The following is a 26106-nucleotide window of genomic DNA, read 5'->3' on the forward strand; positions in this document are numbered from 1 at the left end:
TATTTAAGATTTAGCAATTTTCCAGAGATATTTTCATGATTTTTTAAAATATTGATTGGTATGAAATTTTCATTCAACAAACAACACACTAATTCTCAAAATATTATGAAAAAACTACTTTTTACAGCGAGTATTTTTTCTTCCTTATTCCTTAATGCCCAGAGCATTATTTTGGAAGAATTTGCGAGCGGCTTTACGGCTCCGGTCGAGATTACAAATGCCAACGACAGCCGATTGTTTGTCGTACAACAGGATGGAATTATTAAAATTGTTCAGCTTAACGGAAGCATTAATTCCACCAATTTTTTGAATATCAGTTCTAAGGTTCTTTATGGCGGAGAAAGAGGACTTTTAGGATTAGCATTTCACCCACAATACTCGACGAACGGGTATTTTTTTGTTTATTACAATGACACAGACGGGAACATCACAATTGCCCGATATACCGTGAGCTCCGGAAATCCTGATGTGGCCGATGCTACATCTGAAAAGATTTTACTGAATCAGCCTAAACCTTACACCAATCATAATGGCGGAAGTATACATTTTGCACCTGATGGAAATTTATGGGCTATCACCGGAGATGGCGGAAATGCCGGAGACCCCAACAACAATGCTCAAAATAAAAATTCATTATTGGGAAAAATGCTTAGAATTGATGTGAATGCCACTGGCCCTTACAATATTCCTGCGGGAAATCCTTTTGCAGGAAGTACGGTCGATGGTTCTGATGAAGTCTGGTCCTACGGCCTGAGAAACGGTTGGAAATTCTCTTTTGATACCACGAGTAATAATGTTCTCATCGCAGATGTAGGGCAAGGACAAATTGAGGAAATTAACCGCGTGCCCATTTCACAGGCAGCAGTAAATTACGGATGGCGATGCTACGAAGGAAACAACAGCTACAATACTTCAGGATGTGCCAATGCGGCAACGATGACTTTTCCGGTTGCTTTCTATGATCATTCTGGAGGAAGGTGCTCCATTACCGGAGGATATGTATACCGGGGCACTCAATATCCGGCCTTACAGGGAAAATACTTCTTCACAGATTATTGTGTTCCTCAAATAGGAATGCTTAATTCCGATAATTCAATTACGTGGACTCCTTCTTTTTCGGGAAACAATTTTTCAACATTTGGACAGGATTATCAGAAAGAACTCTATATCGCAGCAGTTAATAACGGAAAAATTTATAAAATAAAAACAAATACGACTCTCTCCACACAGGAAGACGGTCTGTTCAGTCAGATTGTAATTTATCCTAATCCAGCATCTGAAAAAGTTTTCATAGAAGGCATAAGAGATAAAAATACAACTGCTGAAATATTCACTTCAGAAGGTCGAAAAGTTCTGGATGAAACCAAAATAAATAATGATAACAGCCTTGACATCACAGGAATTCCTGCAGGCATTTATTATCTTAATTTAAAATCCGGAGATCTCAGATCTTACAGCCAGAAACTGATTATTAAATAAGAACACATTGTCTATATATCAAAAGAAAAGCGATTCGGTCTGAATCGCTTTTCTTTTATATGGTCATAGAGAAAATTCTTGTTTCGGGCTTATTTCTCATCATTCTGAGATCAAAAACCATCGCTACATTTCTCGTAAATGCTCTTCCTTTTTCAGTAATCTTTATCTGATGATCATGAATTTCTACCAGGTCATCATTTTCCATTTCTTTTAACATTTCAAATGCATTATCCAGCTCAGGAAAAGAATTCTCAACATCAAAAGTAGTCTCCAGCTGACACATTAAGTTTAAAATATGTCGTCTCACAATAAGGTCTTCTTCATTAAGAATATGACCTTTTACTACAGGAATCTCACCTTCTTCCACTGTTTTCTGATACTCCTCCACCGTTTTCACATTCTGAGCAAATGCATACCACGAATCTGAGATTGCAGACATTCCAAGACCGACCATCAATTGAGTATTGCTTGACGTATAGCCCATGAAATTTCTATGTAATTTTTTCTGAATCAAAGACTGATACAAATCATCATGTTCCAGAGAAAAATGATCCATACCGACTTCAATATATCCCAAATCTTCCAAGAGTTTTTTGCCATCTTCATACAAACGTCTTTTTTCCTCTCCACTTGGTAAATCATTTTCGTCAAACCCTCTTTGTCCAACTCCTTTTACCCAAGGCACATGTGCGTAAGAATAAAACGCCAACCGATCCGGTTTTAGCTCCAAAGTTTTGCGAATCGTATGTTCCATTGCCTCCCAGGTCTGATGCGGAAGTCCGAAAACCAAATCATGGCTGATACCTCTGTAACCGATCTCCTTTGCCCATTCTGTCACTCTTTGTACGTTTTCAAAAGGCTGAATCCTGTTGATTGCTTTCTGAACCTTCGGATCATAATCCTGAACACCGAAACTCACTCTTCTAAAACCTAAATCATACAAAGTCTCAAGGTGCTCTCTTGTGGTATTATTCGGATGTCCTTCAAAAGAGAACTCAGGATGCTCTGCAATATCCACTGTATCAAAAATCCCCTGTAAAAGAGTCTGTAAATTAGCCGGAGAAAAGAAAGTAGGCGTACCTCCTCCCAAATGAAGCTCTTTTAACTTTGGCTTTTCCTCAAAAAGTTCAAGATAAAGCTTCCATTCTTTCAAAACACTTTCAAGATATGGTATTTCTACACTATGCTGCTTTGTGATGCGCTTGTGGCAGGCACAAAATGTGCATAAAGCTTCGCAGAAAGGCAAGTGAATATAAATAGAAATTCCTTCTTCTGCATTACTTTCATTAAAAGACCTGATCACACTTTCCTTCCATTTTTCAGGTGAGAAAGTACTTTCGTCCCAATATGGTACAGTAGGATAAGAGGTATAACGAGGTCCTGGAATATTATATTTATCGATTAAAGAATTCATTAAAATTTTAAATTTTCAAAGAAATTCTAAGGTGAATTTCACAATGCAAAATTAGCTATAACTTATGAATTTTAAATCATGAATTATATTAGGCTTTATCTATCCTAATTATTTTATAATGAGTCTAAATACCGCTTCGGCAAAATTACGCCCTAAATCAATGTAACCTGCACTGTCATAATGCCATGGATCATTTCCATAATTGTATTTTACGGTTGAGCGGATAATGGCTGCATTTTTATCGTCTTTTACAAATTTTTCCTGAGCAAACTGCACCAACTCTCCCATAGGCCATACCTTCCCCTTTTCATTTTTCCCGGAATCTGAAATTTTTCCGATAACAACCGGTAAATCATCCGTCAGCAAAGCCGCTCTCATCTGATTCATTAAAGTTTTCAGATGATTGTAATAATGATCCGCAACCTCTTCTGTATAGCCCGCATCACTTTCCCCCTGCATCCACAGAATTCCGGAAGGAATGATTTCATCTTTTTTACCATTTCTATCAATATCAGATTCTGCCAAAGCATTTTTTACCGTTTTTAGAAAATGATCATATTGATTGATCCCGTTTTTGCCATTAAAATCGGCATCCCAACATCCAAAATTGGCAGCCGCCAGACTGTCGATGGAAGTACCTTCTCTTGCGTATTTGATGAATGCAATTTTATCATTGGGAAAGAGTTCTTTTATTCTTTTAGCAAAAGACAGTTCCAATCCGAAACGGTCGGAAAGTGTATTGGTTTTGCCATCAGTTTTAAATCCCGTTCCATGTCCGGGTTTTAAAACATCCCATTGACCGGCTCCTCCATTTGCCTCACCATCCGGAACAGAATTTCCCTGAAAAATATATACGTCCTTAAAATTTTTCAAATCATCCGGAAGATCTTTATTATATCCGAAACCATTCATATTGGATTGTCCGGCCAGAATGAAAACTCTTATTTTCTGAGTATAAAATAAGGCAGGAACCAAAAAAAGGAAGAGTATTTTTAATTTAGTCATGGTAAAATTTTAACCAAAATTATAGAGAAATTAACCTTAGAGAGCTTTGATTTATAAAGATATCTTCTATGTTGTGAATTTAAAATTTCAACTTCAACACTGAGATTCTGTCCTTTCCTGCAAGAACAACAGTATTTTGATCGATCCATTTACACACAAAAAATCCTTTTTCATCAGAAATTTTCTTCCATGTTTTTCCAAAGTCTGAAGAATAGCTGATATGCTGATCACCCACAGAAATGATTTCTTTTCCTTTAGAGTCAGGTTTGATTTTAACGCAGGTCGTATAACCCGCATTTTTACCTGAAGCCTGAATTTGCCAGGTTTTCCCACCATCGTTAGTGCTCGCAATATTGTTCTCGTTAGCCTCCTGTTTGGTATAATCTCCACCTACTGCAATTCCGAACTGATCTTTGTAAAAGTCTATCGAATATATCCCTTGAGAAGACGTTCCCTGAATGAATGGCGTTGTATAAACATTTGACTCCAGTGATGCAAAATCAACTTTTATAATTCTTGAAGTTTTTCCTCCTGTAGCCACCCAAACCTGAGTTCCGTAGGTTGCAATATTGGTGTTGCTTGCTGCAAATGCTGCTTCTCCATCATTGAATTTTATAAACCTGTTTTTATCCGTGTTCTTTACACTTGTTTCGTTGAAATCATACACCTGTTTCGTTTTAGGGAAAATCATAGCCAGCTTCATATTCCTATTTTTATCCGGATCACTTAAGGCCAACGCTACTTCTTCGTTAGCAAAAGTGAAAGCATCATAAAAAGCCGTTTTCAACGTATCTCTATAAATATTTAAAATCTCTAAATCTTTCTTATTTATTTTAAAAAACTCAGCAGGACTCTCAATATTGATGGTATAGAAAAATTCTTTATCCTGCGCCAGGGTTCTGAACTGGAGTTTTTTTTCGGATAGTATAAGCTGTTTCTGATTTTTATAATCTTTAAGGTCTACAAAACCGAATTTTGAATCTGTACCGCTGTACCAGACTTTATGATCATCGATTTCCAGTGCTCTGATGCTAATTTTATCATTTAAGATCGTTTCAAAACTTTCGATCTGCTGGGAAAATGCAAATAACCCCAATAGTGAACATAAAAGAGAAAATATTTTCTTCATAGAAACAAAAATAAAAAATCCACAGCATTCTGTGGATTTTTGGGTTTATATTTTTAATTATTAATCTAAATCTGGTTTTTCCAAAGGCTCCTGTTCTGCTTTGAAAGTTTCACCGTAGCCTCCGTTTTGAAGTTTCGAGTGTTTTTTACTGTATAGGAAATAGATAATGAAACCTAAAATCAGCCAAATGAAAGAATACAATTTTGCTTCATGGCTTAAGTTAAAAATCAGATATACATTGATTGCAATACCTAAACAAGCTACCAAAGGTAAAGCCGGTACTTTAAAGTTTCTCTGTAAATTCGGTTCTCTTACTCTCAATACCCAAACTGCGACACATACCATTGTAAATGCGAACAATGTTCCGAAGCTCGTCATGTGAGCCAGATCATTAATTGGCGTCAGAGAAGCAATAGTTGCAATGACAACTGACAAGATAAGAAGGTTTTTAGTAGGAACTCCAGTTTTAGGATTTACTTTTGAGAAAGTTGCAGGAATTAATCCGTCTTTAGACATTCCAAGGAAAATTCTTGACTGTCCCATAATCATTACCATTAATACTGAAATCAAACCTACTGTTGCAGCAATCGTAATAATATATCCGGCCCAAGCCTGCCCTGCAATATCAAATGCATAAGCTACAGGCGCTTTGATAGCATCAGGATATTTTCCCAGCGGATTGAAATCTGTATAATGCATCATTCCCGTTAAAACAAGAGATACCAGAATATATAAAAGCGTACAGATCACCAATGAAGTGATAATCGCAAAAGGCACGTCTTTTTTAGGATTAATAGCTTCTCCGGCCTGCGTAGACACGGCATCAAAACCTACATAAGCAAAGAAAATTGCAGATGCGCCCGCTACAACTCCACCAAAACCGTAAGCAGAGTGAGAAACTCCGTTTTCTGTTATAATAGTAGGATCCGGAATGAAGGGAGTCCAGTTGGCAGGATTTATAAAGAAAGCTCCTGCAATAATTACAAAAATAATCGCTGAAACTTTAAGCATTACAATGAAATTATTGGCTTTAGCAGCTCCTTTTGTTCCTCTCACTAAGATAGAAATCACAAAGAAAACAATCAAAAATGCGGGTAAATTCATTGAGAATCCTGAGTTTCCTGCTGCCAGATACGTTTGTGGATCTGTCGTAAGATATGCCGGTAAGTGGAGACCAAACATCTTGAGGAGTTTACTGAAATACCCTGACCAGGAGACGGCGACCGTCATCGATCCCATTGCGTATTCCAAAATCAATCCCCAACCTATAATCCAGGCAAAAATTTCTCCTACAGTACCATATGCATATGCATACGCAGAACCTTCCACAGGAAGAATAGAAGCAAACTCTGCATAACACAAAGCTGCAAACACACACGCAATCCCAGCAATTACAAACGACAAAGCCAATGCAGGACCTGCATTATAATAAGCTCCCGTTCCTGTAAGTACAAAGATTCCGCCACCAATAATTGCTCCAATCCCAATAGCAGTAAGGCTCCATTTTCCTAAAACGCGTTTCAGCTGACTCTTTTTGATATCGGCTTCATAGGCGCTCATTGGTTTTTTAACCCAAATTTTAGACATATTTCTTTTTTATTTTAAGATTTACGAAAATATAAAAATTTTATAACTCTGAATGTTTATTGACAAACTTTCGTTATTTAATTTAAATACAAATGGTTAAAACCTTGATTTACATATTATTTAAATCATTTTAAAATATGTGATTTTTTGCGTATTTTTGATCACATGAATTTATACGATCTCTTCGTAAAACCCTACGAAAACTACACTTCACTACAAATTCTCCTGGAAGCGTCCGGTACATTCTTCGGAATTATCAGCGTCTATTTTTCAATTAAAAAAAATATTTGGGTCTACCCTACCGGAATCATTTCTACATTGATTTATGTATATATTCTTTTCAATTTTGGATTATTGGGAGATTGTATGATCAATGTATATTATACGGTAATGAGTATTTATGGCTGGGTTTTATGGTCTAAAAATTCAAAAGATCATATTCATGTAGAGGTTTCCTGGGCTACAAAAAAAGAATGGATCTATGGAAGTCTTCTTTTTATATTAAGTCTCATCATCGTTACGGTTATCTATTATTACAAACCATATATTGACAACAAATTTTCAATGGCAGGAGCAAACCTCGGGCTTTACCATCTTGACTGGGGAAACTGGCTGGATGTTATCACCACTTCAATATTTTTAGTCGGCATGTGGTTTATGGCTAAACAGCGCATTGAGAACTGGATTTTCTGGATCATCGGAGATTTTATTTGCATGCCTATGATGATTTATAAGGGTCTTGGAATCACTTCGGTTCAATATTTGGTATTTACTATAATGGCGGTCTTAGGATACGTCACCTGGAAAAAAAGTTATAAAGAAAAAAAATTACAATAAAAGTCATGAAAAATTTATTTAAAATAGCATTCAGTATCTTTACTCTGGCCAGTTTAACATCTTGTGCTGTTTATTCAGACGGATATGCAGGCGGAGGATATGGAGATCCTTATTATGATAACGGAAATTATTATGCACCTCAGGGATATTACGGAGGAGGCGGATATTATGGAAATGACGGATACTATTATAGAAATGATGTTAACTATTACTATGACAGTGGCGTTCCTTACTATTATCAAAATTATAATAATTCCAGAAGGAAAGTGTATGTTGAAAGAAGATCCGGTTCTAATAACGGAACTTCAACACAGAGACCGAACAACGGGTTCAGAGGAAATCCTACAGGAAACGGTTTTAATAATAACAGAAATAACAACAACGGAAGTTTCCGAAACTCGAATTCCAACAACAGCAATTCGGGAGGATTCAGAAATCAACAGCAGAATAACAATAACCAAAGGCAAAACAATAACAGTGGCTTCAGAACCAGTCAGCCACAGAATAATCAGCAACCTGCCAACAGCGGTTTCAGAAACAACACTCCTGCTCCGAGTAACAACAACAGCAACAGTGGTTTCAGAGATAACTCAAGCAGCAGCCAACAGAATAACACTCAACAGAATACCAATTCTACGAGAAGCGGAGGCGGATTTAGATAAAACGATTATAAATAAGGAAACGAGCAGTAAACACTGTTCGTTTTTTCATTTTAAATATATTAATTTTGCTTGTTTATTTTAAGACAAAAAAAAATATGGATTTTTATAAATATCAGGGTACCGGAAACGATTTTGTAATGATAGACAATCGTTCCGGAGAATGGAATGATCTTTCAATTGCCAATATTCAGAAATTATGTGACCGCCGTTTCGGAATTGGCGCAGACGGGCTTATTAAAATCAATGCTGCAGAAGGGTTTGATTTTGAAGTTGATTATTACAATTCTGATGGCTCTAAAAGCTTTTGCGGAAATGGAGCGCGCTGCTCAGTGGCTTTTGCGTTTTTTCTGGACATTTTTGAAGGCAAATGTAAATTCATCGCCATCGATGGTGAGCACGATGCTGAAATACATAACGGCATTGTAAAATTAAAAATGAGTGATGTCCCTGCCATCTCAAAAGACGGAGAAGATACGGTCATGAATACCGGATCTCCCCACTATGTAAAATATGTAGAGGATATCGTAAACTACAAAGTATTTGCAGAGGGAAACAGCATCAGAAACTCTGAAAATTATAAAAAAGAAGGCATCAATGTCAATTTTGTAGAAAAAGTTTCAGATGATGAAATTTTCGTAAGAACCTATGAGCGAGGTGTTGAGGATGAAACTTACAGTTGTGGAACAGGAGTTACAGCCGCTGCTTTAACTTTTCTACAAAATAACAATCTAATCTCTGTAAAAGTTAAAACTTTAGGAGGTAACCTTGAAGTGCACGCAGAAAAAAATGGCGATTCTTTTCAGAATATCTGGTTGGAAGGTCCTGCAAAGCAAGTTTTCAAAGGTAAGGTTGACTTATTTTAAACAATAACTTTTAATCCCCTTATTAATAATGAAAAAAGCAATTCTCATTATTATTCTGCTCATTATTGTAGTGGCAGGATTTTTTGGCTTGAGATTTTATAAAACATATTACGGCAGTAACGTAGAAAAAGACGGATATGTTTTAATTCCTCACAAAGCCAATTTTAAGCAGATATTGGATTCTGCTGGAAAATATATAGATAATAAAGAATCTTTTGAAAAAGTAGCTAAAGAAAAAGATCTTGAAAAATATTTTAAAGCCGGGCGCTATTATTTTCAAAAAGGAATGGGTAACTCCAGCCTTGTGAATATGATTAAAGCCGGAAATCAGACTGAAAACAGCTTCAGAATTGGTGATTTTGGAGATATCTATCAAATGATAGGGAAAGTGACAAAAAAAACGGAACTGGATTCTTTGAAATTTGTTGACGATCTTAATACCATTGCCACTGAAAAAGGATTGAGTAATGCGGAAGAATTAAAAAAATATTTTTTCATCGATACGTATAACTTTTTCTGGACAGTCACTCCTAAAGAGTTCTTTAAAAAATTTGAAGGTCAGTATAATGACTTTTGGAACACTGAAAGAAAAGCTGAAGAACAGAAGTCGGGTTTAACGAGAGATCAGATTTATGCACTGGCATCTATTGTTTATAAGGAATCTGGTGGTAAGAAGGATGAAATGAGAACGATTGCCGGGTTGTATCTGAACCGTTACAGAAAAGGTATGAAACTGCAGTCAGATCCTACCGTAATTTATGCGATTAATAAGCAGACCAACTTTAAAGACCAGATCAAAAGAGTTCTTTATAAACATTTATCTACACCATCGCCATACAATACGTATGCGAATGCAGGAATTCCTCCGGGACCGATCTGTATTGTAGATAAAAATTCTGTGGATGCTGTTTTGAATGCAGAAAGCAACAGCTATATTTTTATGTGTGCTGATCCTGCAAGATTCGGTTATCACAAGTTTACAGCGAGCGCTGAAGAGCATGCCATCAATGCAAAAGCTTATCAGGACTGGCTGAATTCAAAAAATATAAAGTAAGAAATAAATTTAACTTTATTTTAACAAAATGACAATTAACATTTAGAAGAGAAACACGACATATACATTTACAAATAATAAACTAATTATAATATTTCGGGATATTAACCCTTTAACATTTTCGCAATATTAGGAGAAATATTTTCACGATTTTACACAACAAAATAACCTTATGAACCAGACGGAAATTATCAACATTTTCACAAAAAAAGCCTTGGGACTTACTTTTGTTCTTTCAGCAGCAGCGTTTGCTTTTGCTCAGGAGAAAGTAAATGTTTCAGGAACCGTTGTTAATGACAGCAGCCAAACGGTCCCTTATGCTTCTGTTACCTTTACAAACAAGGAAAATAAAGCATTAAGTGACGCTGCACTTGCAGATGAAAAAGGGCAATACAAACTTGATTTAGTACCCGGAATTTATGACGTAACGATCGAAGCGGTGGGCTACAAAAAAAGTTTAGTCAATAAACAAATTACCGCTCCCGGAAATATTGGTGTATTAACGATTGAGCCTGACGAAAAAGCCAATCTTACGGCACCTAAAGATCAAAAAACTCAGGAAATTCAGGGAATTGTACTTACTGCAACTTCCACAAAACCTTATAAAGTAGAACTTGATAAAAGAACCTACGACCCTTCACAGGATATTGTAAGTAAAGGAGGAAATCTTCAGGATGTACTTTCCAATGTACCTTCAGTTTCTGTAGATACAGACGGAACAGTATCCATGAGAGGAAGCTCGAATGTAAGATTTTTAATTAATGGTAAACCTTCTGCCCTTTTGGGTATTGATGACGGCGCCAATGCATTGCAAAGTATTCCGGCTGATCAGATCGAGAAAATTGAGGTAATTACCAATCCTTCTTCAAAATTTGAAGCATCAGGTACTGCAGGTATTTTAAATATTATTTTAAAAAAGAGCAAAAAAACAGGGTTTAACGGTAGTGTTATAGGAACTTTAGGATATCTTCCTCAAACCAATTTAAATGCTAATCTAAACTGGAGAAAAGGTAATGTCACATGGTTTCTAAACGGTGGCGGTGGTTATAGAGAATCGAAAAACACCAATAGAAATGACGATTATTTTAACAATGCTATAGTAAAAGATGATTTGGTACAAAGAAATACTGACTCTGAAACTAAAAGTAAAAATAACAACTATAATGCTTCTGCCGGAATAGTATATGACATTACTGATAAAACATCGGTAAATGCATCCGGAACTGTCAGAACATTCGACAGTGAAAACTTTGGTAATATTAATTATAGCTATACTCCATTAACAGATCCTTTCTATACATCAAACAGAAGAACGTTTGGTACAAATAATAATCTTGCTTTTCAGGGGGATTTCGGTTTAGATCATAAATTTGATGATAAAGGACAAAATTTATCTTTATCACTAAGTTTACAAAGAAGCCGATCATACAACGACACCAATATTGATGATACAATTGATAATTTGAAAAATATTATTAATCAAAATACCATCAACAGATCTGTTATTGGTAAAGTAGATTATGAGTTGCCTATTGGTGAAAATTCAAAATTAGAAGCAGGATATAGAATTGATATCAATACGAATGATTACAGTAATGATGTTCTGGAGAGCACTGCAACAAAGCCTTTGGATTTCCTTAAGCCATATACTTATGATGCAACATACAAAGAAACTTTCAATGCTTTTTATTTACAATTCAAAAGTAAAATCGGAAAACTAGGCTATCAGGTAGGTTTAAGAGATGAGCTATCAAATGTAGATATTAATTATGTAAGTCTTGATCCTAAGCAAAATTCAGTTATCACGACAAAAAATTACAACAATCTTTTCCCTAGCGTTTATTTAAGCTATGAAATAGCAAAGGACAATCAGTTTTTGTTAAACTATACCAGAAGAATTGACCGACCAAGATCATTCTTTATGATTCCTAACCCTAATTATAGTGATAATCAAAATATCTTTGACGGGAATATAAACTTAAATCCTTCTTACGTTGACTCTTTTGAATTTGGCTACAGTATTTCCAAAAAGAAATTTACGCTAAATCCAACATTATACTACAGACATCAGACTGATGATACAAAAATGTTGGTATACAATAAATTAGCTGAAGATGAAAATGGAAACCCAATAGTTCCTCAACGTATTGAATCACATACCAGACCTATTAATTTAGGAACAGACGATCGTTTTGGTTTAGACCTAAACTTCAACTGGGATGCAACAAGTTGGTTAAAATTCTTAGGAAACGTAGACTTATTTGGCTACAACACCAAAGGCAGTACAATGTATGATACCTTTGATGAAACCGGAAAACCTATCCAGGCAGTTGCTAATTTTGAAGGTAAAGGATTCTCAACAAGAGCAAGATTGTCTTCTACATTTAAGGTTGACAAAACATTTAGCTTCCAGCTACAAGGATTCTACAGAGGAGGACAAAAAACAGCTTATCAGGATAGAAAAGATATGTATGCCATCAACTTTGGGGCATCAAAAACAATCTGGAAAGGAAATGGAACTTTGGCTTTCAATGTTCAGGATATTTTCAACACCAGGGCTATGAGATCTACAACGTATACAGCAAACAGTGTAAGAGATTCTTATATGCAATGGCAGCCAAGACAGTTCTCTGTTTCTTTAACCTACAGGTTCAAACAGGGAGAGAAAATAGAACAGCCCAAAAGGAAAAAAGACATCAACTCCAATGCTACAGGAGATGATCAGCAAGGTGGACCAATGTAAGTCGCCTTTATATAAACAAAAATCCCGAAAATTAAATTTTCGGGATTTTTTTATTTTACTTTTTCAACTCTTGAAGCTTTTTCCAATTCAGCTTCGTAAATTCTTTTTCTTAAATCACTGGAAGAAAATCTGTGATCTCTTTTGTTGTAAAAGATATCGATTCCTTTTTCTTCACAATATTTTTTTCCTGTAAAATCTCTGTCAAGATAATCATCACCAATGATTCTTACATCAATTACAAAAGATTTCAGGATATCCAAAAGATCTTCTTCCGTATAATAAGGAATGATCTCATCTACCGCATTGACAGCCTTAAGCTGAATATATCTTTCTACAATAGTCTGAGTAGGTTTATTCTTTGTAGGGCGATCATGAGAGGGGTCAATCTGTAAACCTACGATAAGATAGTCACAAACGGTCTTAGCTTCTTCCAACATTTTAATATGACCGGCATGAAGCAAGTCAAACGAAGAAAATGTAATGCCAATTCTTTCTGTTTTCATATATGCATTTTGTTAAAATATCATCGAAATTATACTTTATTACTGAAAAAACGATGATGATGGGAAAATATTTTTAGTTATTTTTATAATTTGATTAAATTATTTTTGTCAATTTTCAAGCATTTCTTGATTCCAAATACTTCTGCCATTTCCAGACGGTCCCTAAAGCTTCTTCTAATGAAGTTTCAGACTTCCAGTCTAGTTCTTTTTCAGCTTTGGCAGGATTGGCATACGCAATCGTAACATCACCTTCTCTTCTCGGGCATATCTGATAAGGAACTTCTACATCATTTGCTACTTCAAAAGCTTTTACCACTTCCAAAACAGATGATCCTTTTCCTGTTCCTAAATTATAGGTATCAATTACGGCCTCCTGTACTGGGTCATTCATTAACTTTTGTAAAGCAGCCACATGAGCTTTTGCCAAATCTACCACATAAATATAATCACGAACTGCCGTTCCGTCTTCTGTAGGATAATCATCTCCCCAGATGCTTAATTTTTCACGAACGCCGGCAGCTGTCTGCATGACGTAAGGTACCAAATTATTCGGAATTCCAATCGGCAGTTCTCCCAATTTCGTTGATGGATGCGCTCCAATAGGGTTAAAATATCTCAACAAAGAAATCTTTCTGTGATAAGCCTTTGCAAAATCAATTAAGATCTCTTCACCCATCTGCTTTGTTTTTCCGTAAACGCTTTCCGGCATTTTTAGCGGTGTATTTTCATCAATGGGCATTTGATCCGCCTGTCCGTAAACCGTACAGGATGAACTGAAAATGAAATTTGAAATTTCTCTTTCTTTAAATTCCTGCAAAATATTAATTAATGAAAATAAATTATTCTCATAATAATCTACCGGTTTTATCTGGCTCTCTCCTACTGCTTTCGAGGCAGCAAAATTGATACAGCCATCAATTTGATGAGCATCAAAAACCTGTGTAAGAAGCTCTCTTCTCTTTAAATCGAAAGGATAAAAAACAGGCTTTTTTCCTGTAATTTCCTCAATATTTTTTAAAATAAACCTCTCCGAGTTGGACAGATCATCTACTATAACAACTTCAAAATTGCTATTCAAAAGTTCAACCACCGTGTGCGAACCAATATATCCAAGACCTCCTGTTACAAGTATTGCCATTGTTTTAGTAATTGTTTTTTTTAATCATTGTGTGCTCCTATATTGTCTATACTATCAATCTGTTTTATTTTATTTTTAAATTTATCCTGATTTAAATAATAAATATAAAAAAGCAAAATAAGTATAAAAGACATTTTTACAAATATCGAATAACTATAATCACTTAATTTAACGTCTAAAATTAAATTTTTCACAAGGCTTACAGTGCATACTAATAATGTAATAAATGAATATAAATTAAGGATTGCTTTGGTATATTTAAATCTCCTTTTTATTATTAATACTAAAATAAAATTAATTGTAAATTGAATTAGGCTTAAAACCCCTTGATTTCTATAAATTCTAGCTTGTTCATTAAATAATATAGACTCATTTATGGATATTCCTGATGGAAATTTATAATAAAATGATAAAAGAAATACAAAACCTATTAAATAAAAACAGCTTAATATGATATGAAACCACAATAAGAACTTATATTGATTTTTATTTAAGATGTCCTCCAATTCCATTAAGCCATAAACTCCAGCACCGCATCCGTAATATACTTCAGCTGCTCTTCATCCAGTTCAGTATGCATCGGAAGAGAAATTACCTGATCCAGAAGCTTATCTGTATTTACAAAGTCTGCATCGTTGCTTTCCTGATAATATGCTTTTTGCTTTCTCAATGCAACAGGATAATATATCATGGCAGGAATTTCTTTCTCTGTCAAGAATTTCTGTAGTTCGTTACGCTTTCCATTAAGAATTCTTAATGTATACTGGTGAAAAACATGAGTAGAATTTTCTGCTCTTTTCGGAGTTAAAATATTTTCATTTCCGGTAAAAGCCTCATCATAATAATCAGCTGCTTTTCTTCTCGCTTCATTATAATTATCCAAATTCGGAAGCTTTTTTCTTAAAACCGCCGCCTGAATACTGTCTAAACGAGAATTTACCCCAACCTCATCGTGATAGTATCTTTCGTACATTCCGTGGTTGACGATTCCTCTTAAACGGTGAGCCAGCTCATCATTATTCGTAAAAATTGCACCACCGTCTCCGTAGCATCCTAAATTTTTAGATGGAAAGAAAGACGTTGTTCCAACAGTAGACATCGTTCCGGCACTTTTTACAGTACCGTCAGCAAAAGTATATTCTGAGCCGATAGCCTGCGCGTTATCTTCGATGACATATAAATTATGTTCTTCAGCAATTTTCAGGATTTCTTCCATATTCGCGCATTGTCCGAAAATATGTACAGGAATAATTGCTTTTGTTTTTGGAGTGATTGCTTTTTTGATAGCTTCAGTTGATATCGTGAATGTATCGTAATCTACATCTACCAAAACAGATTTCAGTTTTAATAAATGAATGACTTCCACGGTTGCCGCGAAAGTAAAATCAGCTGTGATTACCTCATCACCTTCTTTCAGGTCCAGAGCCATCAGAGCGATCTGTAAAGCATCTGTACCGTTGGCACACGGGATCACATGTTTTACATTTAAATAAGATTCCAATTCATTCTGGAAAGACTTTACTTCCGGGCCGTTGATAAAGGCTGCCGAATCCATTACATTTAAAACTGCATTATCTACATCATTCTTTATTTTGTAATACTGACTTTGTAAGTCAACCATCTGAATTTTTTTCATAAACAAATATTTCTGTAAAAATAAGGAATTTAATATCCTTTCAAAAATTTTATTGATTTTGTTTTATCTTTATACAAAATAACTCCATGAAAAAAACTTTACTCTTTTGTCTTCTAGCCGGTTACTCTGTCTCTTTTGCGCAGACACAGCTGGTTTTTGTGTTTTTTAAAGACAAACCCAATAAAGCAGCTTTTTATGCCAACCCTTTATCAGAATTAAGCCAAAAGTCCCTCAACAGGCGTACAGCGCTGGGAATTTCATTAAATGACCAGGATGCTCCCATTGAGCCGTCATACATCCAAAATATCCAAAATTTAGGATTCACAGTTACCGATTATTCAAAATGGCTGAATGGAGTTGCTGTAAATGCCACCCCCGCCCAAATCACCACTTTACAGTCTCAAACCTATGTACAAAACGTTGAAAGTTTTGCCAGAAATTCTGCAGGAGGAACGAAGATTGTACAAAACAAATGGGACGAATCTCATGATACAACCGGTAAGATCTTAACGACCTTTGATTACGGCTCAGGTACGGAACAGATTGACCAGATTAATCTTCGCCCGCTTCATCTGGCTGGCTATACAGGAACAGGAGTTACCGTGGCGGTCATTGATACCGGTTTTCCGACAGTCAATACCGGATCTGCATTTTCAAGACTTTGGACAAACGGTCAGATTAAAGGAGGTTATGATTTTGTAACGAAGACGACCGATATTTATAATCCTTCACTGAATGCACATGGAACCGTTGTTTTAGGCTCCATTGGCGGCTACATTCAGGATAGCTTTGTCGGTTCGGCCCCGGATGCCGATTTTTATCTTTACAGAAGCGAAAATACCGCTGTAGAGATTCCTCAGGAAGAAATCTACTGGATCGAGGCAGCAGAAGAAGCCGACCGAAAAGGAGTTGATCTTATTACAAGCTCATTGGGTTACAATACATTTGATGACACCCGTTACAATTATACCTATGCCAATATGAACGGCACCACCTCTTTCATTGCAAGAGGTGCCGAAATTGCTGTTAATAAAGGAATTTTCGTATTGGTTGCTGCCGGAAATTCGGGACAGCTGACCTGGCATTATATCATCACCCCTGCAGATAATGCCAAAGTTTTCACTATCGGCTCTGTAGATTCTGCAGGAGCTTCTTCAGGATTTTCATCATACGGACCTAATTCGGCAGGTGTCGTAAAACCGGATGCAAGTGCAAGAGGAAGTTTATCAACGACTGTCAATAACAATTCAACCAGTGTGGTAAGCGGAACTTCTATTGCCACGCCCATTGCAGCAGGAGGAGTAGCCTGTCTGATTCAGGCTTTTTCTACGATGAACAGAGACCTGATGAGAACCCGACTGAGACAAACCGCGTCTCTTTCTCCAAGCCATACCGACCAGATGGGCTTTGGAATTTTAAATTTCGGAAGTTTTTACAACAATGTTTTAAATACTTCTGAATGGGTTAAGAAAAAAGAGATCGCTATTTTCCCGAATCCGGTTAAAAATATTCTTAACATTGCTGCTGACACGGATGTTTTATCATTGGAAGTTTATGATAATTTAGGCCGTTTCATTACAAAAGCTCATCAACAGAAATCCGTAAAAGTGGAAGACTTTGCAAAAGGAGTTTACTATCTGAAAATCCAGACAAAGACCAGAACTTACTATGAGAAATTTATAAAAGAATAAATTAATTTCGCTTAACTTATAAATCTTTTAATAATAAAAAAACAATAACCATGACACCAATTTTCACAAACCGCTCTTTGTGGAAGGTCCGGACTTCAAAAAATTTTGAACGACCTGTAAATCCACTTCGAGATAATCACGATGGACAATCGGGAAAAATAGATTCCATAGAATCTGACTGTATCCCCGATTGCCATTCTAAATATTCAACCTCATCAAATACAGGATATGACTGATCTATTCCAATAGATCCAGCTAAAATATGACCACCTTGAGAATGAAACCATTCAAAGGAATTTTTACCAAAAAAATATCTTTTCAAATTCTCTCCAGACATTCAACGTAGGAGAGATAATCTGCTATAGCGTTTATCACCATTTATTTTTTGCACCATGCAGATAAATAATGGCGGAATACACTCAGATATCCGGATATGAATAATATTTCAACCAAAAACTGTATTAATCTGATGATAAATAATAAAAGAAACAGCCATGTCATAATTATAGGGGGAAGCGTCGCCGGATGCGTAATGGCAGAAGTAATGTCAACCCATTTTGATCAGGTCACTATTGTTGAAAAAGACAATTTCTACAATGAAAGTGATGATCGGAAAAATGTACCTCAGGAAAAGTTTTCACATTTTTTAATGAAAGGTGGGGAAAAAATGCTGAATACAATTTTTACAAACTTCAGTGAAGATCTGAAAACCGCAGGTGCTTTAAGTAATGATATAGGAAAAATTCCATGGTTCCAAAATGGTCTTTGGAAAAAAGATTTGGAAACCGGAGAAGACCTCTTAATATTCAGCCGCCGCCTTCTGGATAACTGTCTCAGAAAAAGAATAAAAGAAAATAAGAAAGTCAGTATCTTATCAGAATCAGCTTTTGAAAGCTTTTTATATCATTCAGAAAATGGAATAAACAGATCTCTGCGGGGAATAAAATATTTGGATTTTGGTGATAATACCGTGAAGGAATTATCAGCAGATCTTGTTATTGATGCCGGTGGTTTGGGGACCAGAACATCAAAACTTTTAAAAGAGGACGGATTTGGCGCGACCTCCGAACAGGTTGTCATCAATAACGTTGGATATACCTCCAGAATATACAGCCGTGATCCACGATCTGATCAGGACAGTCTATTAATCCTGCTTTTTCCACAGCCACCACATCAAAAAACAATCGGGATAGCTACTCCTATAGAAAACGGCAGATGGTTGGTAACAATAGCTGGCTGGTTTAACCAGTTCCCAAAGCAGAATGCTGATTCATTTGATGATTATATGAAAAATCACCTTCCTTCCCAGGAAATTTACAATAAAATCAAAGACTGTGAACCTTTATCTGGTGTCAGCATGTACAAGCACCCTAAAAGTATATGGAAGCGCTATGATACTTTACAAAATTTCCCCGATGGATTACTGGTTGTAGGCGCCTCTCTTTGCAGTATAAACCCATTTCTGGGACAAGGAATGACATTAAGCATTATGCAGGCCAAAACCACAGATAAATTCATAGCGGGATGGCAAAAAGGTAAGTATCCTACAAAATTTATTCAAAAAAGTTCACAAAAGACGTTCAGGATTCATGGGAAATGGGAGAATTGGAAGATATGAGATACACAGAAACAAAAGGTAAACGAACGTTTCTGTTAAAGCTCAAGCATCGCTATACCGAAGATTTTGTCAAGCTTTCGGCGACCAAGGACTTTGCAAGAAAAATACACCTTGAAATCGTTCATATGCTAAAACCCAGCTATTGGGCATTTCATCCTAAAATAGTGATGTTAATCTTAAGGTCTTACTTAAAAAAATAACATATTTAAAACCCCAAAGCCTGAAAAATTAGACTTTGGGGTTTTTATTTTTAAGCCGAATTTCTACTGGCATTAATATTTCCAAACAGCGAGCGGGTTACCAGCTTTTCATAAGCTTCTTTATTTCCTTCTCCTTTTTGAATTTTCATTAAAGCATACTGCTGGATACTTAGCAGTGGCAGTACAATTCTCTCGCGAATTTTTACCGATTTCCTGGATAAAGGGTCTTCTTCCTGCAGCATTTTAAAGCCTGTCAGTTCAAGCATAATATTTTTGGAAAGATTAAACTCATCAAAAAGTATATTCCAGAACGCTCCGAACTTCGGATTGTTTTTAATGTAATAAGTTAAAGGAAAATATGACTTATTCATACTCATCATTGAGTTCAAAACCAATGTTTTAAAGAAATCCGAACCTTTATACAGTTCTCTTACTTCTTCAAACCTTCCCTGCTCTTTCATCTGCTGCATTGCAAAACCGAACCCGAAAAATCCGGGAACATTCTGTTTCAGCTGAGACCATGATCCCACAAAGGGTATAGCTCTTAAATCTTCAAATTTAAGCTCACTTCCACCACCTCTTTTTGACGGGCGGCTACCGATATTGGTTTTTCCATAGTATTCCAGCGTACTCATTTCCTGTAAATAAGGAACGAACATTGGGTGCGCTTTCAGGTCCGAGTATTTTTTATAACTGATATCTGCCAGCTCGATAATCAGCTTTCTTTCTTTTTCCGTTAAGTCTTTTTTAGAATTTTTAAAGACATCATTCTCAACTCCGGCTGTCAAAAGCTGTTCGAAGTTGTATTTTGCCTGTTCCTTATTTCCGAAAATACTTGTAATCGTCTGCCCCTGAATCGTTAATTCAATTTTATTATTGGCTATCGTATTGCCTTGGGAAGCGTAGAAGTCATGGGTTTTCCCGCCACCTCTTGCTGGAGGCCCTCCTCTGCCGTCGAAGAATACTACCTTTATTCCGTTTTGTTCGGAAAGTTTCGTTAAAACTTCTTTGGCTTTATAAATTTCCCAGTTGGCTTTCAGGTATCCACCATCTTTCGTTCCGTCTGAGAAACCCAGCATAATAGTCTGCTGATTTCCTCTTTTTAAAAGATGTTTTTTATAAATAGGGTTCTGATACAGTTCATTCATCACCCCTTCTGCATTTGCTAGACCTTCCATCGTTTCAAAAAGCGGAACAATATCCATATTGATTTCTTGATCCTGATAACCGCAAACTTTAAAAAATGCATATACATTCATCACGTCTTTTACAGCATCAGAATTAGAAATGATATAGCGGTTCATTCCTCTGAAACCATTCAGCTGCTGGATTTCTGAAACCTGAGCAACTGTAAGTAAAGTATCCTTAACAATCCCTTCAAAATCGTCAGGATTAACCTGAGCTGAAACCTCAATTAACCGATTAAATTTATCTTCATAAGTGGCTTCAATATTTCCGTTAATTTTAGCAAAAACCTCATCAATCACCTGCTGATGGATTCTACTGTCCTGTCGAACATCCAAAGTTGCAAAATGAGTTCCGAAAATCTTCACCCGATCCCTGAAATTCACCAAAAGATCAAGAAATAATGAATTGTGCTCTTCAACAAGGATTTTTTCAGCTTCATCCGCTTTTTTCAGGATATCTTCGGAAGTAATTATTTTACCGTCAAAAATAGCTCCATATAATTCTTCACTTAACTGGTTTAAAACCTCTGAAACTCCTCTGAAGCTTAATCGTCGCCGAATAAATTTCAAATGGCTGTAATAGGATTTTAAGATCGCTGACCTAAGTTCTTCTGCGACTCTTTTCGTCACATCAGCCGTTACAAAAGGATTTCCGTCTCTGTCACCACCCGGCCAAAAGCCCAATTGGATGATATCTTCATGCAAATGAAAATGTCCGTTTCCAAATGTCTTTCTGATCTTCGTAAACAGCTCTCCAATGGTATCGTAATAGACGTATCTCAAATAAGAAATAATGCTCAGAGCCTCATCAATGGGAGTCGGTTTTTCTTTATTGACGAAAGGTGTTTTTCCTAATTGCTGCAGCAGCATATCAATATTTGTCACTGAATCTGTCGTGATTGCCGTTCTCAGATCCTGAATGATCCTCTGAACCGAACTCGGATAAAACTGTGTCGGGTGTGCCGTGAAAACCACTTTCACCGTAAAGTCTTTCAGTTTTTCACGAACTTTCTCCAGTTTATGATCCTGTAGAGAGCGCTCGTAAAGATTGGTGACTGTTCCGTTATCACTCTCTGAGTGCAGGTTTGGAAAGGCAGCATCTTCAATACTGTCAAATAAAACAACCTGTCTTTCAATATACTGTATAATTTTAAAAAGCAGTTCGAGTTTCTGCTCCTCCGACTGTAGATCGGTATGATTTTTAAAGAATTCTTCAACGATTTCTTCGGGTGTTTTTCCGGCTTCATAACCGATCTTACTTTCTTCACAAAGAAACGGAAGCAACATCCCGATATTCGTCATTTTATCATAAGGCAGGCTCATAAATAATGAATTGTAGATCTGGAACTTATTTTCCACGATCTGCCTGAATTTTTCTGCGCGTTGGTCGTGTATCATATAACAAATGTAGGGGATTTTGGTTTTAATTGTATTTCAATTAATTTAAAATTTAAAATTATCTTTACAAAATAACCTAAGTTTTCATTTTGATGTCTTCATTAAAGTATATTTTTTTAATCATTATAATATGTACACTATTCAGCTGTCAATCAAAAACAGATTCAAATGCTGAAAAGAAAAATGTAGAAATAAAATCTACAGAATTTATTTATGACCATACAGAATTATCAGACATAAAAAAAATAGAAAATAAGAATAATGGTATTCAATATGCTAAACCTTATCGAATCAGTTTATCAAAAAACTATTTCCCTGATATTGAACATTATGATTTTGATCAACCATTAATTTATCGAAAAGATACAGGCAATTTAAACACCCAAACCTCTTATTTTTTCACCAAAAAAGATAGTACTTTACGATTAATAGAGTACAGTTGGAGCCAAAATAGAAAACAACAATTATTTATTGATAATCTTTATAGTTTTAACAAAAACAAAATTTCAAAAGTACTGGGAAAAGGGATAGAAACATTTGAAAAAAAAGAGAATTGGTGGCAGAGAACTGTAAGATGGGATAACGATTCTATCCATGTCTTTTCTTTTATTTTTGGAGTGGATGAAGGACAAAGGACTAGGGTAATTATCCGATATAAAAAAAATTAATTTAACAGCTTTTGCAGTTCGGAATTCTGTTGATGACTCAGCTTAAAATATAGCTTCACAAAAACTTTAATCATATATGAAATTTGGAATTATTTTTTATTCAATTTTAGGAATATTAGCTTTAATAATAGGCGTTTATTTGTTACAATATTTTATTCTTCTTTCCATTATTTTTTTTATTGGAACCTTCATCAATGGTGTTTTTATTTATAAAGAATATAATATCCACAAAAATAATATTGTTGAATATCATGAAAATTCAATTCCTGATGAAGTGATCGTAAAATATTCGCGTTCAGGTAGAATTATTGCTATTGCAACTTATAGTATTTTTGTGATTTTAGGATTATTTTTTCTATTAGGTCTTAAATTCAAGTTCAACGGAACAGCGATTATTGTATTAATTGTTCTTCTTGGGTTTACAGGATACTTTACTTTTAAAATAATTTCAGAAATTAAAAAAATATCGAAAATTATAATCTCTATCAATGGAAAAGGGATACAAATAAAAGATAACCCGAGATACTTTTGGAATAACATTCAGCTTGAAAAAATAATTGTAAAACGGTTAGTAAGTCGTGAGTCTAAACATGATTACAAGCCTGAAATTAATTATCTATATTTCTTTCATAACAATGAAAAAATAGAGATTAATATTGATGATTTTGATATTACGGATTATCAACTTGCGCAAGTTTTGAAAATATTTAGAACCCGCCATAATAATTCAGGTATCGTATAATTTTGAATTCAACTCATTAATGATTAATTTTACCCTTCACAGAAATTAATTCCATGAAAAAAATATTCCTATTTCTTTTAATCACGTTTATTTTTACAGCCTGCAGTGACGATTGCTATAATGCACCTCAGACCATCGCTTTTGAATTTGTTAATTCTAATAATGAAAATCTGATTACTAATGGAAGTCTTGGACCTTTCTCAATCAGTGATGAAAACCAAAACGGAGTACAGCTCACCAAAACTGATGATGATAAAATTATTTTAGAAAATGTGGGTGCTTATAATGGAATAAAAAAATATACATTCTATTCTGCTGTTAAGATTTTTAATTTTTCAATTCATTCGTCAGAATTTAAAGGTGGCTGTGACGGATATCAGATCAATAAATTGACATTTACAGGGGTAGGTATAGACGTAACCGATGAAAATGGATACTATAAAATTGTACTGCAATAAATTTTGACTTTAGTAAATTTGCAAAAACAACAGAATGAAATTATTATTTCCGACTTTATTGTTATTATCCGGTTTTTTTTCAGCTCAAAATACTATTCCTTCCGATTTCAAAAAAATCCCTGAAATTCTGGACAATACCGAGCTGCTCTACCCTTTTATCTTTCCCAACAAAAAATACGATTATTGGTCTGTTCTTCGCAACAATCCCGATCCTGATGACGCCATCATTTATGAAAGTCAGGCACCCGATTTTATGACCATCAACGATCCTGCTCCTGAGAAAGGCTTTTTTCAAAAATGTTTAGGACAAGATTGTTTTTCATATCTCATTGCTTGTGAAAACAGTCAGTCAAAATATTTTTCTAACGAACAACAATTGAGAGATTTCATCGGAACTATCGATAATTTGCCGGAAGCCGTTTTAATTGCAAATACTTATGGATATACAGTCGATATAACCAATAAATTAGGGAGCTCATATAAAATTGATGACAAATATGTCTCTCTATATCTTTCTAAATTCAACAATAATTCTGAAATCAAAGAATATTTTTTCATTAAGATCAACAGAAAAAACGGAAAACTGGAAGTGAAAAGGTAGGATGATGGAAGCGGGAAGTTACTACTAATCTCATTATTTTTTAGAATGTCTTCATTAACTTCCAGCCTCCAGCTCCCAACTCCCAGCCAAATTATATATTAATCGCCCCCTGTCCTGAAGCAATCAAATACGCCTCTTTCAAAGTTTCGGAATACGTAGGATGTGCATAAGAGATTCGGAACATATCTTCAGCTGTCACTTCATACTCTTGAGCAATAACGCCCTGAGCAATCAAATCTGCAGCTCTTGCTCCGATCACATGAACGCCTAACACTTCGCCATATTTTGGATCTACCAACACTTTTGCAAAACCATCTGTATCCATTGAGGCTCTCGCTCTTGCACTCGCTGAAAATGGAAACTTTCCAATATTATAAGGAATGTTATTTTTCTTTAAATATTCTTCAGAATAGCCTACAGAAGCCACTTCAGGCCATGTATAAACTACACCCGGAATTCTGTCATAATGAATATGACGTTTTTGTCCGTTGATACTTTCCGCCACCAAAACACCTTCTTCTTCCGCTTTATGAGCCAACATGGCACCACCAATCACATCTCCGATTGCATAAATATTATCAACTGAAGTTTTGTTGTTTTCATAAACTTTTACAAATCCTCTCTCGTCTAATTCAACACCGGTATTTTCCAGACCTAAGCCTTTTGTAAAAGCTTTTCGCCCGACTGCTACCAAAACATATTCGGCTTCAAGCTCGTTTTCTGTACCGTTTTTATCTTTAAACAAAACCTTTGCGGAAGATCCTACATTTTCGGCTTTATAAACGCCTTGATTTAGACGGATATCAATTCCTTCTTTTTTCAGAATTTTCTGAAGGCTTTTTCCTAATTCGTTATCCATTGTTGAGATTAGATGATCCGCATATTCCAAAATCGTTACCTGAGTTCCAATCCTATTGAAAATGGATGCCATTTCTACTCCAATTACACCACCACCAATGATTACTATTGATTTTGGCTGTTCTTTTAATGATAAAGCTTCCGTTGAAGTGATGATTCTTTGTTTATCAATTTCAACTCCCGGAATTGTTGATGGTTTTGAACCTGTTGCGATGATATAATATGTTGCTGTGACTTCAATGGTTTCATTTTCATTCGTCACTTTTATGGTTGAATTACTGACAAAACCTGCCGTTCCCTTCAGCCTTGTAATTTTATTTTTGTTCATTAAAAAATCAAGTCCGGCCGTATTTTTTGAGACCACTTCGGCCTTTCTTTTGTACATCTGTTGGAAGTCTAACTCGATTTGGTTTAATTTAATCCCATGCTCATTAAACTTATGCTGAGCTTCAGAAAAGTGATGTGTACTGTCCAGCAAAGCTTTTGTGGGAATACAGCCAACGTTGGTACACGTTCCTCCCAAGGTATCATATTTTTCAATGATCACTGTTTTATATCCCAACTGAGCAGCTCTGATTGCAGCCACATATCCGCCAGGTCCGGAGCCGATTACGGCAATGTCATAATTTTCCATT

The 26106-nt window shown here is 35.5% G+C and carries 22 protein-coding genes; 13 read left to right on the top strand and 9 right to left on the bottom strand.

All coding sequences use genetic code 11. The features are described 5' to 3' along the window. The first annotated feature begins 105 nt into the window (after positions 1-105). Positions 106-1479, top strand: a complete 1374-nt coding sequence (locus tag M2373_RS16750; RefSeq protein WP_259112217.1) for a PQQ-dependent sugar dehydrogenase — start codon at positions 106-108, stop codon at positions 1477-1479. Between the two features lie 55 nt (positions 1480-1534). On the opposite strand, the gene hemN is transcribed toward M2373_RS16750, so the two are convergent. From hemN to M2373_RS16770, 4 genes are all read right to left on the bottom strand, one after another. Then, on the bottom strand, positions 1535-2893 hold the full coding sequence (hemN, locus tag M2373_RS16755; RefSeq protein ID WP_259112218.1) for an oxygen-independent coproporphyrinogen III oxidase: 1359 nt from the start codon (positions 2891-2893) through the stop codon (positions 1535-1537). Between the two features lie 108 nt (positions 2894-3001). Further along, the gene (locus M2373_RS16760; RefSeq protein WP_259112220.1) at positions 3002-3898 is read right to left on the bottom strand and encodes a sialate O-acetylesterase; all 897 of its coding nucleotides are present in this window, start codon (positions 3896-3898) and stop codon (positions 3002-3004) included. A 79-nt stretch (positions 3899-3977) separates the two neighbouring features. Then, a complete protein-coding gene (locus M2373_RS16765; RefSeq protein WP_259112222.1) occupies positions 3978-5027 on the bottom strand; it encodes a glycosyl hydrolase in 1050 nt (349 codons plus the stop codon). Between the two features lie 60 nt (positions 5028-5087). Further along, positions 5088-6614, bottom strand: a complete 1527-nt coding sequence (locus M2373_RS16770; RefSeq protein ID WP_259112223.1) for an APC family permease — start codon at positions 6612-6614, stop codon at positions 5088-5090. 165 nt (positions 6615-6779) lie between these two features. Between M2373_RS16770 and pnuC the strand changes: the two genes are divergently transcribed. The 5 genes from pnuC to M2373_RS16795 all read left to right on the top strand — a co-directional run bounded on the left by pnuC (position 6780) and on the right by M2373_RS16795 (position 12773). Next, positions 6780-7451, top strand: coding sequence for a nicotinamide riboside transporter PnuC (gene pnuC, locus M2373_RS16775; RefSeq protein WP_259112225.1), 672 nt, complete (start codon positions 6780-6782; stop codon positions 7449-7451). Between the two features lie 5 nt (positions 7452-7456). Next, on the top strand, positions 7457-8113 hold the full coding sequence (locus tag M2373_RS16780; RefSeq protein WP_259112227.1) for a hypothetical protein: 657 nt from the start codon (positions 7457-7459) through the stop codon (positions 8111-8113). A 95-nt stretch (positions 8114-8208) separates the two neighbouring features. Next, positions 8209-8976 (top strand): diaminopimelate epimerase, encoded by a 768-nt coding sequence (gene dapF, locus M2373_RS16785; RefSeq protein ID WP_259112228.1) that lies wholly within the window; start codon positions 8209-8211, stop codon positions 8974-8976. A 28-nt stretch (positions 8977-9004) separates the two neighbouring features. Continuing rightward, positions 9005-10030, top strand: coding sequence for an endolytic transglycosylase MltG (mltG, locus tag M2373_RS16790; RefSeq protein WP_259112229.1), 1026 nt, complete (start codon positions 9005-9007; stop codon positions 10028-10030). A gap of 172 nt (positions 10031-10202) precedes the next feature. Then, the gene (locus M2373_RS16795) at positions 10203-12773 is read left to right on the top strand and encodes a TonB-dependent receptor domain-containing protein (protein WP_259112231.1); all 2571 of its coding nucleotides are present in this window, start codon (positions 10203-10205) and stop codon (positions 12771-12773) included. 50 nt (positions 12774-12823) lie between these two features. Here M2373_RS16795 and M2373_RS16800 read toward each other — a convergent pair whose 3' ends face one another. The 3 genes from M2373_RS16800 to M2373_RS16810 all read right to left on the bottom strand — a co-directional run bounded on the left by M2373_RS16800 (position 12824) and on the right by M2373_RS16810 (position 16050). Next, the gene (locus tag M2373_RS16800) at positions 12824-13276 is read right to left on the bottom strand and encodes an adenylyltransferase/cytidyltransferase family protein (RefSeq protein WP_259112233.1); all 453 of its coding nucleotides are present in this window, start codon (positions 13274-13276) and stop codon (positions 12824-12826) included. A gap of 115 nt (positions 13277-13391) precedes the next feature. Continuing rightward, positions 13392-14414: a UDP-glucose 4-epimerase GalE gene (galE, locus tag M2373_RS16805; protein ID WP_259112234.1), complete on the bottom strand. Its 1023-nt coding sequence runs from the start codon at positions 14412-14414 to the stop codon at positions 13392-13394. 511 nt (positions 14415-14925) lie between these two features. Then, the gene (locus M2373_RS16810) at positions 14926-16050 is read right to left on the bottom strand and encodes a DegT/DnrJ/EryC1/StrS aminotransferase family protein (protein WP_259112236.1); all 1125 of its coding nucleotides are present in this window, start codon (positions 16048-16050) and stop codon (positions 14926-14928) included. Between the two features lie 86 nt (positions 16051-16136). Here M2373_RS16810 and M2373_RS16815 point away from each other — a divergent pair, with 86 nt between their 5' ends. From M2373_RS16815 to M2373_RS16825, 3 genes are all read left to right on the top strand, one after another. Further along, a complete protein-coding gene (locus M2373_RS16815; RefSeq protein WP_259112238.1) occupies positions 16137-17741 on the top strand; it encodes a S8/S53 family peptidase in 1605 nt (534 codons plus the stop codon). 50 nt (positions 17742-17791) lie between these two features. Further along, on the top strand, positions 17792-17977 hold the full coding sequence (locus M2373_RS16820; protein ID WP_259112239.1) for a hypothetical protein: 186 nt from the start codon (positions 17792-17794) through the stop codon (positions 17975-17977). Positions 17978-18210: 233 nt separating this feature from the next. Then, on the top strand, positions 18211-19359 hold the full coding sequence (locus M2373_RS16825) for an FAD-dependent monooxygenase (RefSeq protein WP_259112242.1): 1149 nt from the start codon (positions 18211-18213) through the stop codon (positions 19357-19359). Between the two features lie 250 nt (positions 19360-19609). Here M2373_RS16825 and M2373_RS16830 read toward each other — a convergent pair whose 3' ends face one another. Next, positions 19610-22144: a phosphoenolpyruvate carboxylase gene (locus M2373_RS16830; RefSeq protein WP_259112244.1), complete on the bottom strand. Its 2535-nt coding sequence runs from the start codon at positions 22142-22144 to the stop codon at positions 19610-19612. 92 nt (positions 22145-22236) lie between these two features. On the opposite strand from M2373_RS16830, the gene M2373_RS16835 reads away from it, so the two are divergent. The 4 genes from M2373_RS16835 to M2373_RS16850 all read left to right on the top strand — a co-directional run bounded on the left by M2373_RS16835 (position 22237) and on the right by M2373_RS16850 (position 24613). Beyond that, entirely contained in the window at positions 22237-22812 is a 576-nt protein-coding gene (locus M2373_RS16835) for a hypothetical protein (RefSeq protein ID WP_259112246.1), read from the top strand. A 76-nt stretch (positions 22813-22888) separates the two neighbouring features. After that, positions 22889-23554, top strand: coding sequence for a hypothetical protein (locus M2373_RS16840; protein ID WP_259112248.1), 666 nt, complete (start codon positions 22889-22891; stop codon positions 23552-23554). Positions 23555-23607: 53 nt separating this feature from the next. Next, complete coding sequence (locus tag M2373_RS16845; RefSeq protein WP_259112250.1) at positions 23608-24012, top strand: membrane lipoprotein lipid attachment site-containing protein; 405 nt, start codon at positions 23608-23610, stop codon at positions 24010-24012. A 34-nt stretch (positions 24013-24046) separates the two neighbouring features. After that, positions 24047-24613 (top strand): hypothetical protein, encoded by a 567-nt coding sequence (locus tag M2373_RS16850; protein WP_259112251.1) that lies wholly within the window; start codon positions 24047-24049, stop codon positions 24611-24613. Between the two features lie 91 nt (positions 24614-24704). Here the strand turns inward: M2373_RS16850 and lpdA are convergent, their stop codons facing one another. Then, complete coding sequence (lpdA, locus tag M2373_RS16855) at positions 24705-26105, bottom strand: dihydrolipoyl dehydrogenase (RefSeq protein ID WP_259112253.1); 1401 nt, start codon at positions 26103-26105, stop codon at positions 24705-24707. Position 26106: the final 1 nt, after the last annotated feature.

This window comes from Chryseobacterium sp. JUb7 (assembly GCF_024806495.1).
Classification (GTDB): domain Bacteria; phylum Bacteroidota; class Bacteroidia; order Flavobacteriales; family Weeksellaceae; genus Chryseobacterium.

Excerpts from the sequence above, each read along its gene's own strand:
- M2373_RS16750 (WP_259112217.1), top strand. The coding sequence starts at position 106 with ATGAAAAAACTACTTTTTACAGCGAGTATTTTTTCTTCCTTATTCCTT.
- hemN (WP_259112218.1), bottom strand. The coding sequence starts at position 2,893 with ATGAATTCTTTAATCGATAAATATAATATTCCAGGACCTCGTTATACC.
- M2373_RS16760 (WP_259112220.1), bottom strand. The coding sequence starts at position 3,898 with ATGACTAAATTAAAAATACTCTTCCTTTTTTTGGTTCCTGCCTTATTT.
- M2373_RS16765 (WP_259112222.1), bottom strand. The coding sequence starts at position 5,027 with ATGAAGAAAATATTTTCTCTTTTATGTTCACTATTGGGGTTATTTGCA.
- M2373_RS16770 (WP_259112223.1), bottom strand. The coding sequence starts at position 6,614 with ATGTCTAAAATTTGGGTTAAAAAACCAATGAGCGCCTATGAAGCCGAT.
- pnuC (WP_259112225.1), top strand. The coding sequence starts at position 6,780 with ATGAATTTATACGATCTCTTCGTAAAACCCTACGAAAACTACACTTCA.
- M2373_RS16780 (WP_259112227.1), top strand. The coding sequence starts at position 7,457 with ATGAAAAATTTATTTAAAATAGCATTCAGTATCTTTACTCTGGCCAGT.
- dapF (WP_259112228.1), top strand. The coding sequence starts at position 8,209 with ATGGATTTTTATAAATATCAGGGTACCGGAAACGATTTTGTAATGATA.
- mltG (WP_259112229.1), top strand. The coding sequence starts at position 9,005 with ATGAAAAAAGCAATTCTCATTATTATTCTGCTCATTATTGTAGTGGCA.
- M2373_RS16795 (WP_259112231.1), top strand. The coding sequence starts at position 10,203 with ATGAACCAGACGGAAATTATCAACATTTTCACAAAAAAAGCCTTGGGA.
- M2373_RS16800 (WP_259112233.1), bottom strand. The coding sequence starts at position 13,276 with ATGAAAACAGAAAGAATTGGCATTACATTTTCTTCGTTTGACTTGCTT.
- galE (WP_259112234.1), bottom strand. The coding sequence starts at position 14,414 with ATGGCAATACTTGTAACAGGAGGTCTTGGATATATTGGTTCGCACACG.
- M2373_RS16810 (WP_259112236.1), bottom strand. The coding sequence starts at position 16,050 with ATGAAAAAAATTCAGATGGTTGACTTACAAAGTCAGTATTACAAAATA.
- M2373_RS16815 (WP_259112238.1), top strand. The coding sequence starts at position 16,137 with ATGAAAAAAACTTTACTCTTTTGTCTTCTAGCCGGTTACTCTGTCTCT.
- M2373_RS16820 (WP_259112239.1), top strand. The coding sequence starts at position 17,792 with ATGACACCAATTTTCACAAACCGCTCTTTGTGGAAGGTCCGGACTTCA.
- M2373_RS16825 (WP_259112242.1), top strand. The coding sequence starts at position 18,211 with ATGATAAATAATAAAAGAAACAGCCATGTCATAATTATAGGGGGAAGC.
- M2373_RS16830 (WP_259112244.1), bottom strand. The coding sequence starts at position 22,144 with ATGATACACGACCAACGCGCAGAAAAATTCAGGCAGATCGTGGAAAAT.
- M2373_RS16835 (WP_259112246.1), top strand. The coding sequence starts at position 22,237 with ATGTCTTCATTAAAGTATATTTTTTTAATCATTATAATATGTACACTA.
- M2373_RS16840 (WP_259112248.1), top strand. The coding sequence starts at position 22,889 with ATGAAATTTGGAATTATTTTTTATTCAATTTTAGGAATATTAGCTTTA.
- M2373_RS16845 (WP_259112250.1), top strand. The coding sequence starts at position 23,608 with ATGAAAAAAATATTCCTATTTCTTTTAATCACGTTTATTTTTACAGCC.
- M2373_RS16850 (WP_259112251.1), top strand. The coding sequence starts at position 24,047 with ATGAAATTATTATTTCCGACTTTATTGTTATTATCCGGTTTTTTTTCA.
- lpdA (WP_259112253.1), bottom strand. The coding sequence starts at position 26,105 with ATGGAAAATTATGACATTGCCGTAATCGGCTCCGGACCTGGCGGATAT.